This is a genomic window from Stenotrophomonas maltophilia complex sp. Om-AH-Sm3 (assembly GCF_059337855.1).
Genome location: NZ_JBYBLQ010000015.1, coordinates 60,397 through 76,135 on the forward strand (window position 1 = coordinate 60,397; position 15,739 = coordinate 76,135).

The 15,739-nt window shown below is 66.6% G+C and carries 18 protein-coding genes; 9 read left to right on the top strand and 9 right to left on the bottom strand.

Going from position 1 to position 15,739, the window contains the following annotated elements; genetic code table 11:
• Window positions 1-72: 72 nt before the first annotated feature.
• Both AC10QF_RS16455 and AC10QF_RS16460 read right to left on the bottom strand, forming a co-directional pair.
• Entirely contained in the window at window positions 73-648 is a 576-nt protein-coding gene (locus tag AC10QF_RS16455) for a ferritin-like domain-containing protein (RefSeq protein ID WP_072168586.1), read from the bottom strand.
• 29 nt (window positions 649-677) lie between these two features.
• The gene (locus AC10QF_RS16460; protein WP_049413449.1) at window positions 678-1,160 is read right to left on the bottom strand and encodes a peroxiredoxin; all 483 of its coding nucleotides are present in this window, start codon (window positions 1,158-1,160) and stop codon (window positions 678-680) included.
• Between the two features lie 261 nt (window positions 1,161-1,421).
• On the opposite strand from AC10QF_RS16460, the gene AC10QF_RS16465 reads away from it, so the two are divergent.
• On the top strand, window positions 1,422-2,309 hold the full coding sequence (locus AC10QF_RS16465) for a DnaJ C-terminal domain-containing protein (protein ID WP_005418339.1): 888 nt from the start codon (window positions 1,422-1,424) through the stop codon (window positions 2,307-2,309).
• A gap of 77 nt (window positions 2,310-2,386) precedes the next feature.
• Here AC10QF_RS16465 and pilH read toward each other — a convergent pair whose 3' ends face one another.
• Entirely contained in the window at window positions 2,387-2,758 is a 372-nt protein-coding gene (gene pilH / locus AC10QF_RS16470) for a twitching motility response regulator PilH (protein ID WP_005410644.1), read from the bottom strand.
• Between the two features lie 88 nt (window positions 2,759-2,846).
• The gene (locus AC10QF_RS16475; RefSeq protein ID WP_494542519.1) at window positions 2,847-3,842 is read right to left on the bottom strand and encodes a YhdH/YhfP family quinone oxidoreductase; all 996 of its coding nucleotides are present in this window, start codon (window positions 3,840-3,842) and stop codon (window positions 2,847-2,849) included.
• 153 nt (window positions 3,843-3,995) lie between these two features.
• Here AC10QF_RS16475 and hflK point away from each other — a divergent pair, with 153 nt between their 5' ends.
• The 6 genes from hflK (at window position 3,996) to AC10QF_RS16505 (ending at window position 9,451) form a co-directional block, all read left to right on the top strand.
• Window positions 3,996-5,129, top strand: coding sequence for an FtsH protease activity modulator HflK (gene hflK / locus AC10QF_RS16480; RefSeq protein WP_005418335.1), 1,134 nt, complete (start codon window positions 3,996-3,998; stop codon window positions 5,127-5,129).
• The gene (hflC, locus tag AC10QF_RS16485; protein WP_005414169.1) at window positions 5,126-5,989 is read left to right on the top strand and encodes a protease modulator HflC; all 864 of its coding nucleotides are present in this window, start codon (window positions 5,126-5,128) and stop codon (window positions 5,987-5,989) included. Before hflK ends, hflC begins: the two co-directional genes overlap by 4 nt.
• 67 nt (window positions 5,990-6,056) lie before the next feature.
• A complete protein-coding gene (locus AC10QF_RS16490; protein ID WP_005414170.1) occupies window positions 6,057-6,242 on the top strand; it encodes a DUF2065 domain-containing protein in 186 nt (61 codons plus the stop codon).
• Window positions 6,243-6,516: 274 nt separating this feature from the next.
• Window positions 6,517-7,809, top strand: coding sequence for an adenylosuccinate synthase (locus AC10QF_RS16495; protein ID WP_005418326.1), 1,293 nt, complete (start codon window positions 6,517-6,519; stop codon window positions 7,807-7,809).
• Between the two features lie 132 nt (window positions 7,810-7,941).
• Window positions 7,942-8,580 (top strand): hypothetical protein, encoded by a 639-nt coding sequence (locus AC10QF_RS16500; protein WP_494542520.1) that lies wholly within the window; start codon window positions 7,942-7,944, stop codon window positions 8,578-8,580.
• A 445-nt stretch (window positions 8,581-9,025) separates the two neighbouring features.
• Window positions 9,026-9,451 (top strand): DUF4259 domain-containing protein, encoded by a 426-nt coding sequence (locus AC10QF_RS16505; protein ID WP_180886269.1) that lies wholly within the window; start codon window positions 9,026-9,028, stop codon window positions 9,449-9,451.
• A gap of 4 nt (window positions 9,452-9,455) precedes the next feature.
• Here the strand turns inward: AC10QF_RS16505 and AC10QF_RS16510 are convergent, their stop codons facing one another.
• Both AC10QF_RS16510 and AC10QF_RS16515 read right to left on the bottom strand, forming a co-directional pair.
• Window positions 9,456-10,103 carry a M23 family metallopeptidase gene (locus AC10QF_RS16510; protein ID WP_494542521.1) on the bottom strand — a complete coding sequence of 216 codons (648 nt, stop codon included), beginning with the start codon at window positions 10,101-10,103 and terminating at the stop codon, window positions 9,456-9,458.
• Window positions 10,104-10,107: 4 nt separating this feature from the next.
• Window positions 10,108-11,070: a L,D-transpeptidase family protein gene (locus AC10QF_RS16515; protein ID WP_164093585.1), complete on the bottom strand. Its 963-nt coding sequence runs from the start codon at window positions 11,068-11,070 to the stop codon at window positions 10,108-10,110.
• Between the two features lie 233 nt (window positions 11,071-11,303).
• On the opposite strand from AC10QF_RS16515, the gene AC10QF_RS16520 reads away from it, so the two are divergent.
• A complete protein-coding gene (locus AC10QF_RS16520) occupies window positions 11,304-13,430 on the top strand; it encodes a methyl-accepting chemotaxis protein (protein WP_095378358.1) in 2,127 nt (708 codons plus the stop codon).
• 88 nt (window positions 13,431-13,518) lie between these two features.
• Here AC10QF_RS16520 and AC10QF_RS16525 read toward each other — a convergent pair whose 3' ends face one another.
• Together AC10QF_RS16525 and AC10QF_RS16530 are read right to left on the bottom strand one after the other, a co-directional pair.
• Window positions 13,519-13,809: a hypothetical protein gene (locus AC10QF_RS16525; protein WP_032954416.1), complete on the bottom strand. Its 291-nt coding sequence runs from the start codon at window positions 13,807-13,809 to the stop codon at window positions 13,519-13,521.
• A gap of 14 nt (window positions 13,810-13,823) precedes the next feature.
• On the bottom strand, window positions 13,824-14,252 hold the full coding sequence (locus AC10QF_RS16530; RefSeq protein WP_231109044.1) for a hypothetical protein: 429 nt from the start codon (window positions 14,250-14,252) through the stop codon (window positions 13,824-13,826).
• A 242-nt stretch (window positions 14,253-14,494) separates the two neighbouring features.
• On the opposite strand from AC10QF_RS16530, the gene AC10QF_RS16535 reads away from it, so the two are divergent.
• The gene (locus tag AC10QF_RS16535; protein ID WP_065178227.1) at window positions 14,495-15,235 is read left to right on the top strand and encodes an alpha/beta fold hydrolase; all 741 of its coding nucleotides are present in this window, start codon (window positions 14,495-14,497) and stop codon (window positions 15,233-15,235) included.
• Window positions 15,236-15,244: 9 nt separating this feature from the next.
• Here AC10QF_RS16535 and AC10QF_RS16540 read toward each other — a convergent pair whose 3' ends face one another.
• Window positions 15,245-15,721: a hypothetical protein gene (locus tag AC10QF_RS16540; RefSeq protein WP_494542528.1), complete on the bottom strand. Its 477-nt coding sequence runs from the start codon at window positions 15,719-15,721 to the stop codon at window positions 15,245-15,247.
• Between the last annotated feature and the right edge of the window lie 18 nt (window positions 15,722-15,739).

Genomic DNA, 15,739 nt, shown 5'->3' on the forward strand with positions numbered 1-15,739 from the left:
GCCGTGCTCTGGTAGGTGCCAACCTCGGTTGGCACGCGGCAAAGGCGCCCACTAAGGTGGGCATCTACCGGATCACTCCCCGATCCACCCATCCAGCAGATCGGCGAACTCGTCGGCGTGTTCCTCTTCCTGCGCCAGGATCTCTTCGAGGATGCGCTTGGTGGTGGTATCGCGGTCGCCGATGAAGTTGATCATCTCGCGGTAGCTGTCGATGGCGATGCGTTCGGCCACCAGGTTCTCGCGGACCATGTCGCGCAGGTCGCTGCCTTCCTTGTATTCGGCATGCGAGCGCGCGGTCAGCGTATCCGGGTTGAAGTCGGGCTCGCCGCCGAGCTGCACGATGCGCTCGGCCAGCTTGCCGGCATGCGCCTGTTCCTGCTGTGCATGTTCAAGGAATTCGGCTTTCACCGCGTCGGCCAGCATGCCCTTGGCCATGAAGTAGTGCCGGTAGTAGCGCAACACGCACACGTATTCGGTGGCCAGTGCGTCGTTGAGCAGCTTGATCACCACCTTGCGGTCGGCGCTGTAGCTGTCGGTGATCGCACCATCCTCGATGTTGCGCCGGGCGCGCTCGCGCAGGGCCGTGCGCTCGCTGATGCCGGGAATCTGCGCGGCGGGCCTGGGGGCTTTGGCTGGCTTGCTGGACATGGCTGGCCGTTTCCTCTTGCGGTGGGAGATCAGGTGGGCAGGTGCTCCAGCACGTAGTCGGCCGAAGACACTTCGAATTGACCGGGCTGTTCAACCCAGGCGGCGCGGACCACGCCGTCGACCACGTACAGGGCGAAACGGCGCGAGCGGATGCCCATGCCCGAGGCACTGGCGTCGAGCTCCAGGCCGAGCGCACGGGTCAGTTCGGCATTGCCGTCGGACAGCATCAGCAGGCCGTCGGGCACGTGCTGATCGGCGGCCCAGGCCTTCATCACGAACGGGTCGTTGACGGCCATGCAGTAGACATCGATGCCGCGCTGGCGGAAGGCCTCGAATTTCTCGACGTAGCCGGGCAGGTGGCGGGCCGAGCACGTCGGCGTGAACGCGCCGGGCACAGCGAACAGCACCACCTTGCGCGCGTCGAACAGCGAATGCGTATCGAGCGTTTCAATGCCCTCGCGGATGCGCTTGAGGGTGACTTCCGGAATGCGGTCGCCGACATGGATGGTCATGGGGAACTCCTTGCTGGGGCAGCGTAGTGGGCCGGATGGGACAGGGACGTCAAGACATTGGAAAACCGGCGTGCAGGGCCCATCTTCAGGCTTTGCGGAGCGGGCTTCCAGCCATAGCCTGGGGCAGGGCGATGGCAACCGCATTGCGCAGGATCAGTCGGCCTCACCGGGGCCGCACGAGCGACGGCGTAGCATCGCCGGCGCGTAGAATGAACCCGGGGCGGCGCCACCGGCGCGGCCGAAGCAGATCGAGGTAGCTGGATGGAATTCAAGGATTACTACGCCACCCTGGGGGTGGAACCGAGCGCGGGCGAGGCGGAGATCAAGACCGCCTACCGCCGGCTGGCACGCAAGTACCACCCGGACGTCAGCAAGGAGGCCGGGGCCGAAGACAAGTTCAAGGCGGTCAACGAGGCCTATGAGGCGCTGCGCGACCCGGAAAAGCGTGCAGCCTACGACCAGCTGCGCGCGCAGGGCTATCGCCCGGGCGAGGAGTTCAACGTGCCGCCGAACTACGGCGGCGCCGGTGGTTTCAACTTCGAGGAAGTGTTCGGGGGTGGTGGCGCCAACGGCGGCTTCAGTGACTTCTTCGAAAGCCTGTTCGCGCGCCAGCGCGGCGGTGCCGGTCCTGGCCCGGGGTTCAGCAGCCAGGGCCATGCCCCCAACCGCGACACCCGTGCCAAGCTGTCGGTCCCGCTGGAAGCGGCCTACAGCGGCGACAGCCTGCGCATCACCGTCAACGGCAAGCAGCTGGACGTGCGCGTGCCCAAGGGCATCCGTCCGGGGCAGGTGATCCGCCTGGCGGGGCAGGGCAACCATGGTGGCAACCTGCTGCTGGAAGTGGAGTACGCCGCACACCCGCAGTTCGAGGTCGATGGCCGCAACATCCTCTACACCCTGCCGGTCACGCCGTGGCAGGCCGCGCTGGGCACCAGCATCAGCGTGCCGACCCTGGGCGGCGCGGTGGAACTGAAGATCCCGGCCGACTCCGATGCCGGGCGCAAGCTGCGCCTGCGCGGGCGTGGCCTGCCGGGCAATCCGGATGGCGACCAGATCGTCGAGATCGAGATCGTGGCCCCGGCCGCGACCGACGAGGCGCAGAAGAAGGCCTACCGGAACCTGGCCAAGGCGTTTGGCGAGACGATCTGAGACGCCTTCCGGTAGTGCCGGCCGCTGGCCGGCAGAGGTTTGATTGCCGGCCAGCGGCCGGCACTACCGCGCGCGTCTCAGCCCTGCCCGGCGAACACCCGCTCCAGCACTTCGGACAGCTCGTCTTCCGAGAACGGCTTGGTGATGTAGGCCTTGGCGCCCTGGCGCATGCCCCACATGCGGTCGGTGTCCTGGTCCTTGGTGGTCACCAGGATCACCGGGATATGCCGGGTCGCCTCGTCGCGGGCGAGGGTGCGGGTGGCCTGGAAGCCGTTGAGATTGGGCATCACCACATCCATCAGGACCAGGTCGGGCAGCTCGGCCTTGGCGGTTTCGACCCCGGCCGCGCCATCGGTGGCGGTCAGGATCTGGTGCCCGAGCTTCTCGACGATGCGCTGTATCCCCAACAGCTGCGACGGTGAGTCGTCGACGATCAGAATGCGTGCCATGTTGTTCCCCATGTAATGCCCGCAGTGTAGTGCGGGCTCATTACCGGCGGGAGGGGCGCATCTGCCGTCCGTCGCCTGCCTGCTACGTTCAGTCGATCCGCACCACGGTGCGGCCCAGCGATCCGCCCGCCAGCATCCGCTCGAACACGGCCGGCAGGCCATCAAGGCCAACCTCGGCGGTACAGATGCGGTCCAGGTGCTGCGGTTTCCATTCGTTGCCCAGCCGCGCCCAGACATCCTCGCGCAGCCCGCGTGGCGCATTGGCCGACGACACGCCCAGCAGCGACACGCCACGCAGGATGAACGGCATCACGGTCATGTCCAGCGCCGGGCTGGCCGCCAGGCCGGCACTGACCACGCTGCCGTAGGGCGCGGTCTGCGCCAGCAGGCTGGCGAGCATGGCGCCGCCGGCATTGTCCAGGCCCCCACCGAAACGCGCCGATTGCAGTGGGCCGGTGTCGGCCAGGGCCTCACGCGGCAGCACCTCGGTGGCGCCGATGGCGTGCAGGAAACCGGTCTGGTCGGTTTTGCCGCTGATCGCATGCACCGTGTAGCCGGCGCGGCTGAAGATCGACAGTGCCAGCGCGCCGACGCCGCCACTGGCGCCGGTGACCGCCAGCGGTCCAAGTTCCGGGCTCTGCCGGTTGTCCTGCATGCGCAGCAGCGCCAACGCCGCGGTGAAGCCGGCGGTGCCCAGCACCATCGCCTCGCGTGGGCTCAGCCCGGCCGGCTGGGCGATCACCGCACGCGATTCCAGCCGCACATACTGGCTGTAGCCGCCGTCGCGGGTCTCGCTGAGGCCGCAGCCGGTGGCCAGCACCGCGTCGCCTTCACGCCATTCCGGATCGGTGCTGGCGACCACGGTGCCGGCTACGTCGATGCCCCCCACCAGCGGGAAGCGGCGCAGGATCTTTCCCTTGCCGGTGCCGGCCAGGGCGTCCTTGTAGTTGACCGAGGACCAGTTGGCGCGGATCAGAACCTGGCCGGGGCTGAGGTCTTCGACCTTGAGCTGGGCCAGGCCGCTGCGGTAACCGGCGTCGTCGTTTTCGATGCGGAAGGCGGTGAACGGGGTGGTGGGGGCCATCGGCATTGCCTGACTTCGAGGAAAACGCCACCTTACCCCGTTGCCCCCCTTTCGATCCTGCCGATCCGCCCCATCTTGTATGATCGGTAATGGTTTCACGGCTGGCGCCGCGGGAAGGGCCCGCGCCGCAGCCCACATCTTGATGGAGCGTGCATGGCCTGGAATACACCCGGCGGCAACAAGGGCGGACAAGGCCCCGAGGACAATCGACGCGGGCCGTTCGGGTCACGCGGCGGTGGCAATGGTGGTGGCTGGGGCGGTTTGCCCGGGCCACTGAAGGACCTGTTCGACGGCGGCATCGTGCGTTGGGTGGTGGCGGCCGTGGTGCTGCTGGTGCTGTTCTCCAGCTTCCAGTTGATCGGCGAACAGCAGCGTGGCGTGGTCCTGCGCTTCGGCCAGTTCTCGCGCATCCTGCAGCCCGGTCCGAACTTCAAGCTGCCGTGGCCGATCGAATCGGTCACCAAGGTCAACGCCACCGAGATCAAGACGTTCTCGATCCAGGTGCCGGTGCTGACCCGCGACGAGAACATCGTCAACGTCTCGCTGAACGTCCAGTACCGCATCGACGACCCGCAGCAGTACCTGTTCGGCACCGTCGATGCCAACCAGGTGCTGGAGCAGTCGGCGCAGAGCGCGGTGCGCGAGGAAGTCGGCCGTGCCGACCTCAACGCCGTGCTGAACAACCGTGGCCCGCTGGCCGTGGCCGCCGAGGAGCGCCTGCAGGCACTGCTGAAGGCGTTCAAGACCGGCCTGACCGTGACCGGCCTGACCCTGCAGGACGCCCGTCCGCCGGAAGAAGTGAAGCCGGCCTTTGACGAGGTCAACGGTGCCCAGCAGGTCAAGGAACGCCTGATCAACGAGGCCCAGGCCTACGCTGCCAAGGTCGTGCCGGAAGCCCGGGGCCAGGCCTCGCGCGCCCGTACCACCGCCGAAGGCTACAAGCAGGCCGTGGTGTCCAAGGCCGAGGGTGACGCGCAGCGCTTCAGCCTGTTGCAGGCCCAGTACAAGGACGCCCCGGAAGTGACCCGCAAGCGCCTGTGGCTGGAGACCGTGCAGCAGGTGCTGAGCGAGAACCGCAAGGTGATCGGCGGCGATGGCCGCCAGCTGATCTACGTGCCGATGACCGGCGATACCCGTCCCACCACCTCGGCCCCGGCCGCAGTGGCGAACCCGGACGTGGTGATGCCATCGCTGCCGGGTGCAGCGGTGGAAGCTTCCCGTGATCCGGGCCGGCCGGTGGGCCGCCCGACCGGGCGACCGAGCGGCCGTGAGGAGGGCAGCCGATGAAGAGTCCTATCTGGATCGCCGTGATCGTGGCGGTGGTGCTGGGCCTGCTCGGCTCGGTGTACGTGGTCCGTGAGGACCAGACCGCCATGGTGCTGAACCTGGGCAAGGTGGTGCGTTCGGACATCAAGCCGGGCCTGCATTTCAAGGTGCCGGTGGTGGAAACGGTGAAGGTCTTCGACCGCCGCTTCCAGGTGCTCGACACCGCGCCGGCGCGCTACTTCACCGCCGAGCAGAAGGACGTCAGCGTCGACTTCTTCGCCATCGGCTACATCTCCAACGTAGGTGACTACTTCCGTGCCACCGGCGGCGATCCGCGCATCGCCAATGCCCGCCTGGCACCGATCATCACCGACTCGCTGCGCAACCAGATCAACTCGCGCACCCTGCAGCAGCTGGTGTCCGGCGACCGCAGCGAGCTGATCGCCGAGCAGCTGAAGGGGATCAACGAGGCGGTGGCCGGCCTCGGCATGCAGATGATCGACCTGCGCATCAAGCAGGTGGACCTGCCGACCGACAGCCAGGTGATCAACGACGTGTACGAGCGCATGCGCGCCCAGCGCAAGCAGGAAGCGGCCAAGCTGCGTGCGGAGGGCGAGGAGCAGTCGCTGACCATCCGTGCCCAGGCCGACCGCGACAGCACCGTGCTGATCGCCGAGGCCGAGCGTGATGCACAGCGCCTGCGCGGTGAAGGCGATGCCGAGGCGGCCCGCATCTACGGCAAGGCTGGCTCGGCTGATCCGTCGTTCTATGCGTTCTACCGCAGCCTGGAGGCCTACCGTGGCTCCATGACCGACGGCAATGGCGTGATCGTGCTCGACAAGAACGACCCGTTCCTGCAGTACCTGAAGAACGACCGCTGAGGTCGCAGGGCACTACCCCACGGGGCCCGGCCAGACGCCGGGCCCCGTGCTTTTTCCGGAGTCCCCCATGAAAGATCTGTTCGCCGCCGTCTGCCTGGTCGCGGTGCTGGAAGGCCTGTTCCTGTTCGTGGCGCCGTTCGCCTGGAAGCGCATGGCCGAGCGCCTGCTGGACCTGCCCAGCCCGGCCCTGCGCAGCTTCGGCGGGCTGGTGCTGCTGGCCGGCCTGAGCCTGCTGTGGTGGGTGAGGCATTAGCAGGGGTCAGATCCCTTTCCGCAGGAAAGGGATCTGACCCCATTTCGGTCCCCTGACCGGCCGGTGAAGCCGTCCGTCGGAAAGGTGGCAGCGGACCCCGGAAACCCGGATAATGCACAAAAGCCGGACGGGCCTCCCCGTTCGGCTTTTTCCGTGTCTGGGCCTTCCATCGCCGGCCGCTCCCCGTCTGGAGCCGCCCTCCAGGTGCTGGCCAGCCCCGCCACGGTTTACCCGTCCGCGGCCCCGATGGCCGCAACAAATCGAGGAGCCCGTCATGGGTCAGTCTGTCGTAGTGTTGGGTGCCCAGTGGGGCGATGAAGGCAAGGGCAAGATCGTCGATCTGCTCACTGAGGAAATCGGCGCCGTCGTGCGCTTCCAGGGTGGCCACAATGCCGGCCACACCCTGGTCATCAACGGCAAGAAGACCGTCCTGCACCTGATCCCGTCGGGCATCCTGCGTGACGACGCGCTGTGCCTGATCGGCAACGGCGTGGTGATCTCGCCGGCCGCGCTGCAGAAGGAAATCGCCGAGCTGGAAGCCTCCGGCGTGGAAGTGCGTTCGCGCCTGAAGATCTCCCCGGCCGCGCCGCTGATCATGCCGTACCACATCGCCCTGGACCAGGCGCGCGAACGCGCTGCCGGTGGCAAGGCGATCGGCACCACCGGCCGTGGCATCGGCCCGGCCTACGAAGACAAGGTGGCGCGTCGCGGCATCCGCATCGCCGACCTGCATTACCCGAAGCAGCTGGAAGAACTGCTGCGCACCGCGCTGGATTACCACAACTTCGTGCTGACCAAGTATCTGAACACCGATGCGGTCGACTTCCAGAAGACCTTCGACGAGGCGCTGGCCTTCGGCGAATACGTGCAGCCGATGAAGTCCGACGTGGCCGGCATCCTGCACGACCTGCGCAAGCAGGGTAAGCGCGTGCTGTTCGAAGGCGCGCAGGGTGCGCTGCTGGACATCGACCACGGTACCTACCCGTATGTCACCAGCTCCAACACCACCGTCGGTGGTGCGCTGGCCGGTTCCGGCGTCGGCGCCGATTCGATCGACTACGTGCTGGGCATCGCCAAGGCCTACGCCACCCGCGTCGGCGGCGGCCCGTTCCCGACCGAACTGGACGACGAAGTCGGCCAGGGCATCCGTGACCGTGGCGCCGAGTATGGCGCATCGACCGGCCGCCCGCGTCGCTGCGGCTGGATGGACATCGTCGCGCTGAAGCGTGCCGTGGCCATCAACGGCATCAGCGGCCTGTGCATCACCAAGCTGGACGTGCTGGACGGCATGGAAAAGCTGAAGGTCTGCATCGCCTACGAATACAACGGCAAGCGCACCGAGTACGCGCCGCTGGACGCGCAGGGCTGGGAAGAGTGCACCCCGGTGTACCTGGAGTTCCCGGGCTGGAGCGAGAACACCCACGGCATCACCCAGTGGGACGAGCTGCCGCCGGCGGCACGCGCCTACCTGCGTTCGCTGGAAGAACTGGCCGGCTGCCCGATCAGCATCGTTTCGACCGGCCCGGACCGCGACCACACCATGGTCCTGCAGGATCCGTTTGCCTGAGTGAGAGACCGGTAGCGCTGGGCCCTGCCTGGCGTCGCAGAAGGAAGAAGCCCCGCGAATGCGGGGCTTTTTCGTTACTGTGTCGCCAGTCCAGTGCCGGCAAGGAAGCGAAGCGATGACCAGGATGCCAGCGTGAAAGGCGAGACCGTGGTGCGGATCACCCTGTGGGTGTTGTGGAGCCTGTGGGGCGTCGCCTGCGTGGTGCTGGCGCTGGGCGCCATCGCCAATCATCTGGCCTCGCGCACCCAGACCCTGCCGCTGCTGCTGAGCCCGGGCGCGACGGCTGAGGTGACGGTCTACCGCCTCATCGATGACCCACTGCGGCTGCGACTGCGGTATGCCGCGGACGGTACTGAGGCTGACCCTGAAGTGCTGCTGCGCATCGATACTCCCACCGATCATGGAGACTTCCGCGCAGAAGAGCGTTCGGGAGTGGCCGGGCAGGGCATCAACCGCAGACTGGCATCGGTTGAATCCAGCGGCCTCATGGCGTCCTACTTTGGTTATGGCCGCGGCGATGCATTGCCATGTGGCCGTTCATGGCTGCGGGTAACCGTGCTGGAGGTGGACCCTGCGCTCGAGGGGCGCGCGGCAGACATCGAGCTGCAGCCACCCTTGGATCTACTGAAGCTGACCGACCTCGACTACCTCTGGCTGTGGCCGTTCTTCTTCTGGAAGATGGCGGCGCTGTTGCTGCTGATTCCGGGGGCTGCCTTGGCGGTGTTCACGTTCACCTTGCGGCGCTGGCAGCGCCGCACTCCCGCGAGGTAGTGCCAGACCCAGTGTGGTGGCACTCATGGATCACCGGAAACTTGCCCGAGAGGGGTAGGATCATGCCCATACCGGGTAACAACCCGCCGGTCCTTCTGCGCTGACGTCAAAGGGCGGTTCAATTCAGCCGCATCGACCTGCCGTTGGTCTTCATGCGCGGGTGGAGCGTCGCTGCAGTGCGCGCGGCACTGTTGGTTGCGGAGAATCCAGTCTCTACGCGACCACGGCGCTTCATCGGTCTGAACAGGATCTTGTCGCTTTTCACCTTAAATCAACACGGGACGACAGGCGGGAGTCTGCCGGGGATCGCCGCGTGCCAATGGCTGCCGCCACGCATGGCGTCTTGCATGCAGCTTGCGCTGGCGGAGACTCGTCGCCAGCAACATGATGGATGACTACCGTGCGGGTCCTGCACGGTATCTGCCTGCCAATTAGGAGCAATCACATGGGCGCATGGGGACACGGTTCATTTGATAATGACGATGCCTGCGATCTGGCCTGCGATCTGACGGAATGCACGGATCTCTCGATAGTGGAGGAAGCGCTGCGCGCGGCTATCAACCCCGATGATTACCTAGAGGCACCTGAAGCGGGCAGGGCGGTCGCGGCTGCAGAGGTGGTGCTGGCACTGTTGGGCCAGCCGACGGCTGCCATTGCCGAGGAAGAAGCGTTACTCGCTTGGGTCAAGGCATGCAATCAGGTGCCATCGTCAGCGATGTTGTTGCTTGCACAACTCGCTGTCCAGCGTGTACAGGCCGAGGACTGTGAACTGCGGGAATTGAAAGAGGAATCCGACTCGTTGGACGAATGGATGGCCGAAGTGAACAGGCTGCAGGAAGGCCTGCGCGCCGCATGCAGCGTGATCGGCTGACGCGTCAGCGTCCGGCTGCTCGCAGCAATGGGTAGGGGTTGATCGATTCCCCCTTCCACCACTGCCTCTCCGGCCCCAGCACGTGTACCTCAAAATGCAGATGCGGCGCGTCGGCATTGGCGTTGCCGGTGCTGCCTACATAACCGATCACCTCGCCGCGCTTGATCACCTGCTTCTCGGCCAGGCCATCGGCGTAGCGCTGCAGGTGCGCGTAGTAGTAGCACCAATGCCCGCTGGGCTCGAACTGGTAGATCGTCAGGCCACCGCGCTCGCTGTCGAACAGTTTTTCCACCGTGCCATCGGCCACCGCCAGCACCGGCGTACCGGCATCGGCCATGATGTCGATGGCATCGTGTACGCGGCCCTCGCTGCGTGCATCGCTGAAGGTATCGCGCAGCTGCGAGGGCAGGATGCCCTGCACCGGCAGCAGTAACCCGGGCGGTGCATCCGCAGTCTGCGCGGCCGGCGGCGCGGTGGAGGCGGGTGGGACTGTTGCGCCTGGCGCTACCGGTTCCGTCACCGGCGCGGCGGCCACCGTCGATGGCGCTTCCGGCAGCGCGTCGGTCACCGGCTCATCCATATCGCGGTGCAGCCACCAACCTGCACCCAATCCCAGCAGAACACCCAGCACGATCAGTTGCGAAAGACGCATCGACTCACTCCTGCATCACGACAGGCACCGAGGTGTCCACTGCGTCGGCCACGCGCAGCGCATCCCAGTTGGTCATGCGTACGCAGCCATGCGACTCGGTCTTGCCGACATGGCCGGGCTCGGGCGTGCCATGCAGGCCGTAATGCGGCTTGGACAGGTCGATCCAGACCCGGCCGACCGGATTGTTCGGGCCGGGCGGCAGCGTGGCTTTCTTTTCGCCCTTGCGTGCATCCCAGAACAGCTTGGGGTTGTAGTGGAACGGCGGGTCGCGGTAAACGCCCAGGATCTTCCATTCGCCGATCGGCAGCGGGTCGTGCTGGCTGCCGGATGACACCGGCACCTGCGCGATCAGCTTGCCCTGCGCGTCCAGTAGCTGCAGCGTGGAGTCGGATTTGTCGACCACGATCCTGGCGGCCTTCGGCAATGCGGCCGGGGCGATGTTGGGGACCTGGATGCGGCTGCCAGCCCTGGTCAGATCCACGCCGGGATTGAGCATCTTCATCAGCTCTGGGGACGCGTGGAAGCGCTCGCCCAAGGCTTCTTCCACACTGCTGTAGCCCAGCGATTTCAGCTTGGCCTGGGCGGCGGGTCCTTTCGGTATCGGCTGGAACGGGCCGGCGACATCCTCAGCAGTCAGCGTGTAGCTGGCCAGCGGCGTGATCGTATCGGCCTGCAGAGCCTTCCAGGTGGCGTCGTCCAGCTCACCCGTTACGGTCAGGCCGTGTGCCGTCTGGAAGCCTGACACCGCCCGCCGCTGGTTGCTGCCTACCTCACCATCAATCTGGCCCGGAGAGAAGTTCGCACGATCCAGCAGCACCTGGGCATGCAGTGCGGAGCGCACTGCGGTGTCCGGGCCAGCCTTCTCGGCAATGGGGGCGGGCAGGTTGGGCGGCGGCGCCTGCGCGAAGGCCGGGGACGCCAGCAGCGAGATTGCGAGCAGGGTGGATCGGGACACAGATGAGCGCATTGGGATCTCCAGCAGGTACGCCGCCACCTTGCCCGCAGACGGTGCGGAGCCGCCGTGAAAGGGATCTGATACCCGCATGAGCAGGCATGTCATTGCGGCCGGCTGGCACCGGCAGGTGCCGCTGGGACGGGGACTCACCAAGGTGAACGGTGGCCGACGCCGTCGATGGGCGGCGATCAAGATTGCCTGCCGTGCCGCCGATAAGGCCACATCCCCCCGTTTTGGATACCCCCATGAACTACTTGAGGAACGTCAGGGTTGCCTGGCGTCTTGGGCTGGGCTTTGGCCTGTTGCTGCTGCTGGTTGCCGCCGTAGTGGCCACCGGCGCCACCGCCAGCGTCGTGCAGAAGCGCGCGATGCAGCAGGTGGTCGACGTCAGCGTGGCCAAGGTGCGCCTGTTGTCGCAGATGCTCGACGCCAACAACCAGATGATGGTGGTGCGCCGCGAGATGCTGATCCGTCAGGGCGAAGACCGCGGCAGCGATGAGAAGCGCATTGCCGATCTGGTCAAGCGCTATGAGGCCAGCTGGACCGCCTACCAGGCACTGCCAGGCGATGCGGAGGGCAAGGCCATCGCGGAAACCATCGCGGCCAAGCGTGCCATCGCGCGCCCGCTCAACAAGCAGACCAGCGAACTGATGGAGCAGGGCGACTACCCGGGCGCCGTGGCGCTGACCCTGGGTCCGGTGCAGGAAGCCGCCAACGGCTGGAACAAGGCGCTGTCCGATGGCGTGGACTTCGAGGAGAAGGAAAGCCGTGAGGCTGCCGCCGAGGCGATCCGCCTGGGCGAGCGCAGCCTGCTGCAGCTGCTGGTGCTGGGCGGCGTCGCGCTGCTGGTGGGCATCGGTGCCTCGGTGATGATCGGCCGCAGCCTGACCGGTCCGCTGGCGCGCGCGGTGAACCTGGCCGAGCGCCTGTCCAAGGGACAGCTGGACCAGGAGTTCCGCCTCGGTGGCCGCGACGAGCTGACCCAGCTGGGCGAGGCGATGGCCAGCGTGCGCCAGAGTGTGCAGGCGGCGATCGGCGCGCAGTTGCAGATGGCCGAGCAGCACGAGGCCGGTGCAATCCGCTATCGCATGGACGCCAGTGCGTTCCCCGGTGATTTCGGCCGCATGGTGCAGGCCACCAACAGCCTGGTGGAGTCGCACGTGCAGGTGGAACTGCTGATGGCCGAGGTGATGCAGCGTTACGCCATGGGTGACCTCAGCCGCGACCTGCCGGACTACCCGGGCGAGAAGGGCACGCTGACCCGCACCCTGGCAGCGGTGAAGCAGAGCCTGATGGCGATCAACGCGCAGATCGATGAACTGGCCCGTGCCGCACGCGCCGGCGATTTCAGCATGCGTGGCGATGCCGCTGCGTTCCAGTACCAGTTCAAGACGATGGTCGAGCACCTCAACGGCATGATGGCCAGTTCGCAGGCCAGCATCGCCGATGTTTCCGACGTGCTGCGCGCGATCTCGCATGGCGACCTGACCGCACGCATGGAGGGCGAGTACGACGGCGTGTTTGCGCGCATGCGCGACGATGCCAACACCACCACCGCGCAGCTGACCGGCATTGTCCGCGGCATCCAGGTGGCTGCCGACAGCATCAACAACGCGGCCCAGGAACTGGCCGCCGGCAACAACGACCTGTCGCGCCGCACCGAGCAGCAGGCCGCGAATCTGGAAGAAGCGGCCGCGTCGATGGAGGAGCTGACCTCCACCGTACGCCAGAACGCCGAACTGGCCCGTCAGGCCGACAGCGAAGCGCATGCCGCCGGTGCCGCCGTGCGCGAGACCGAGCAGGCGATGGCACAGATGGCATCGGTGATGGGCGAAATTGATCAGTCCTCGGCGCGCATCTCGGAAATCTCCACGGTGATCGACGGCATCGCGTTCCAGACCAACATCCTGGCGCTGAATGCCGCAGTGGAAGCTGCGCGTGCAGGCGAGCAGGGCCGTGGCTTTGCCGTGGTCGCCAGCGAAGTGCGCACGCTCGCACAGCGTGCCGGTGTCGCCGCCAAGGAGATCAAGGAACTGATCGAGGACGCCGCTTCCAAGGTGAAGAGTGGCCTGGCGGTGACCGTTGAATCGGAAGCCGCGATCGCACGCGTGGCGCAGGCCAGTTCGCGCACCACCCAGCTGATGAGCGACATCGCAGCGGCCAGCAAGGAGCAGGCCGCCGGCATCGAGCAGGTCAACCAGGTGGTGGTGCAGATGGACCAGGTGACCCAGCAGAACGCCGCGCTTGTGGAAGAAGCCACTGCCGCGAGCCGCGCGCTGGAAGAACAGGCGCATGCACTGACCACGTCAGTGGCGGTATTCCAGCTGGAGCAGGGGCCGCGCATGCCGGTCATGCCGGCGCGGGCGGCGTAAGCGACCTGTAACTGGATACTGGATGGCGCCCTGCCTGCGATGTCCCGCATGCAGGGCGTCGATGCACCCACCGGAACGATGCCGCGGGCTAGCGCCCGCGGGCTGAGCGTTCGATGAGCCAGCCGGCTGCGTACAGCAACAGCAGTGTTGGCGGAACCAGCACTGCATATGCGGTCGACCAGGGCTTGCCACGCAGCAGGCCGCCTGCGCCGATGGCATCGAGTGCGGCAGACTGCAGGGTGATGGGGAGCGCCATCAGGATATAGGTACCCTTCGGGTCCCCCTCCGACTGCGCGCCGTGAACCAGCCATGCGGTCAACAGCAGGTAGACCACGCAAAGCGCAAGACCGGTCCAGCTCAGGAGTCGCCGCATCTTCATCCGCATGCCCCGGTTCAACGGACGTCGAAGCGGGCCTGCAGCGGCAGGCTCACCTTCCGCAGCAGATCCCGGACCACCACCTGCGCAGTCCACGTGCCTTTGGGATCACCGGCCTCGGCGACGAACTTCAGGTGCAGGTTGGTCATGTACAGCAGGTTTGGCGGGCCGGTCAGGGCGGCGGTGAAACAGGGAACATCGCGTTCGTCGATACTGGTACTGCCGTCCGGGCGCAGCATGCGCAGATCGCAGTGCACCTTGGGTACGCGGTTCTCGTCCAGTTGCGGGTTGGAGAGGAATGTCAGCAGGAACAACTCACCGCCCAGGTGGACTTCGTTGGCCTCGTTGAAGCCGGGAGTGGTCTCCGGCGGGGTCTCCCACTTGGCCCGCCAGTCGGCATCGGAAGTGACCAGCAGCGATGCCGCGAAGCCGCCGCTGGATTTCATGGCATCGGTCTCCGTCAACGCCTTGCCATCCCCATTTATCCAACCATCGCTGGCGGAGCTGTTCAGTGGCAGCATCATGGCCAGCGCGCAGGTCCATCGCATCAACGGCTCTCCCGGGTAGCCGCGTCCCGCGGCAGAGCGGGTAGTATTGCCCAACATTGGCCGGCAAAGCAGCAGGACAGCCGGAGCAGGGGTTCCGTTGCCTGCCGATGTGGGTGATGCTTGCCAGCAAAGGAGGTGGCATGGGAATCGGGAGCGAGGAAACGCCGATCTGTTTCCCTGCATCGGCCGCGCCGCAGCACGTGCTGATGCTGCCCGGTCTGGATGGCTCCAGCAGGCTGTCGCCCCCGTTCCTGTCGGCACTCCAGGCTTACGGTCTGACAACGCAGGCGATCACGCTGCCCGCGCAGGGACCGCAGGATCACGCCACGCTTGCCCAACGGCTGTGGTCGCAGCTGCCCAGTCGTCCCTTCATCCTGCTCGCCGAGTCTTTCTCGGGCCCGTTGGCTGTTGAACTGGCCACGCGCCATCCCACCGGGCTGCGCGGACTGGTGCTTGCAGCGACCTTTGCGCGTCGGCCGGTGCCACTGCCGGCAGCCAGCGCAGCCCTGCTGTCGCCGGCCTGGCCGCTGCCTCCCGTGGCATTGCTGGCGCGCCTGTTGCTGGGGCCGTGGTACACCCGCGGGCACACGTCGATGCTGCGCGATGCGTTGGCCAGGACTCCGACGAGCACGTTGCGGCAACGCGCCGCAGCGACCCTGCGGGTCGACGTGCGTGCATTGCTGCCAGCAATCCAGGTGCCGACGCTGTGCCTGCACGCGTGCCACGACCGCCTGCTGTGGCCGCCCAGCGTGGCCGAGCTGCAGGCCCTGTTGCCCGATGCCCGCCATGTGTCGTTGGAGGGGCCACATCTGCTGCTGCAGGCGCGTGCCGACGCAGCTGCAGCCGAAGTGGCCGCGTGGATGAGGACGTTGCCGCGTTGAACGATGCGCTCAGCTGCGGGCGCGGGTACGTGCCGCTTTCCTGGCCGCCACCTTGCGCACGGTCTTCTTCGCCGCACGGGTCTTGGCCGCCTTCTTCGCTGCAGCACTGCGCGAGGTGGCTGTACCGGCCTTCTTGACCGCTGTCTTCTTTGCGGCCTTCTTGGCGGCCGTCTTACGAGCCGGTGCCTTCTTTGCCGCCGCCTTCTTCGCAGGCGCCTTCTTCGCGGCCGTCGCCTTGGTCGTGGCCTTTTTTGCGGCTGACTTCCTGGCAGGCGCCTTGCTGGCCGCCTTTTTGCTCGCCGCCTTCTTCGTACCCTTGCGTGCGCTGCCGCTACGTTTGCCGCCACCGTCCTGCTTGTTCACGGTGGCCCAGGCGATGCGCTCGGCGGTGCCTTCACTTGCGCCGCGCTCGCGCTCGCTGTCCTCGATGTGCTCGGCCTGGCGCTTCTGTTTCTCGGTATATGCGGATTTGTCACCACGGGGCATGACGGTTCTCCTGTTGTA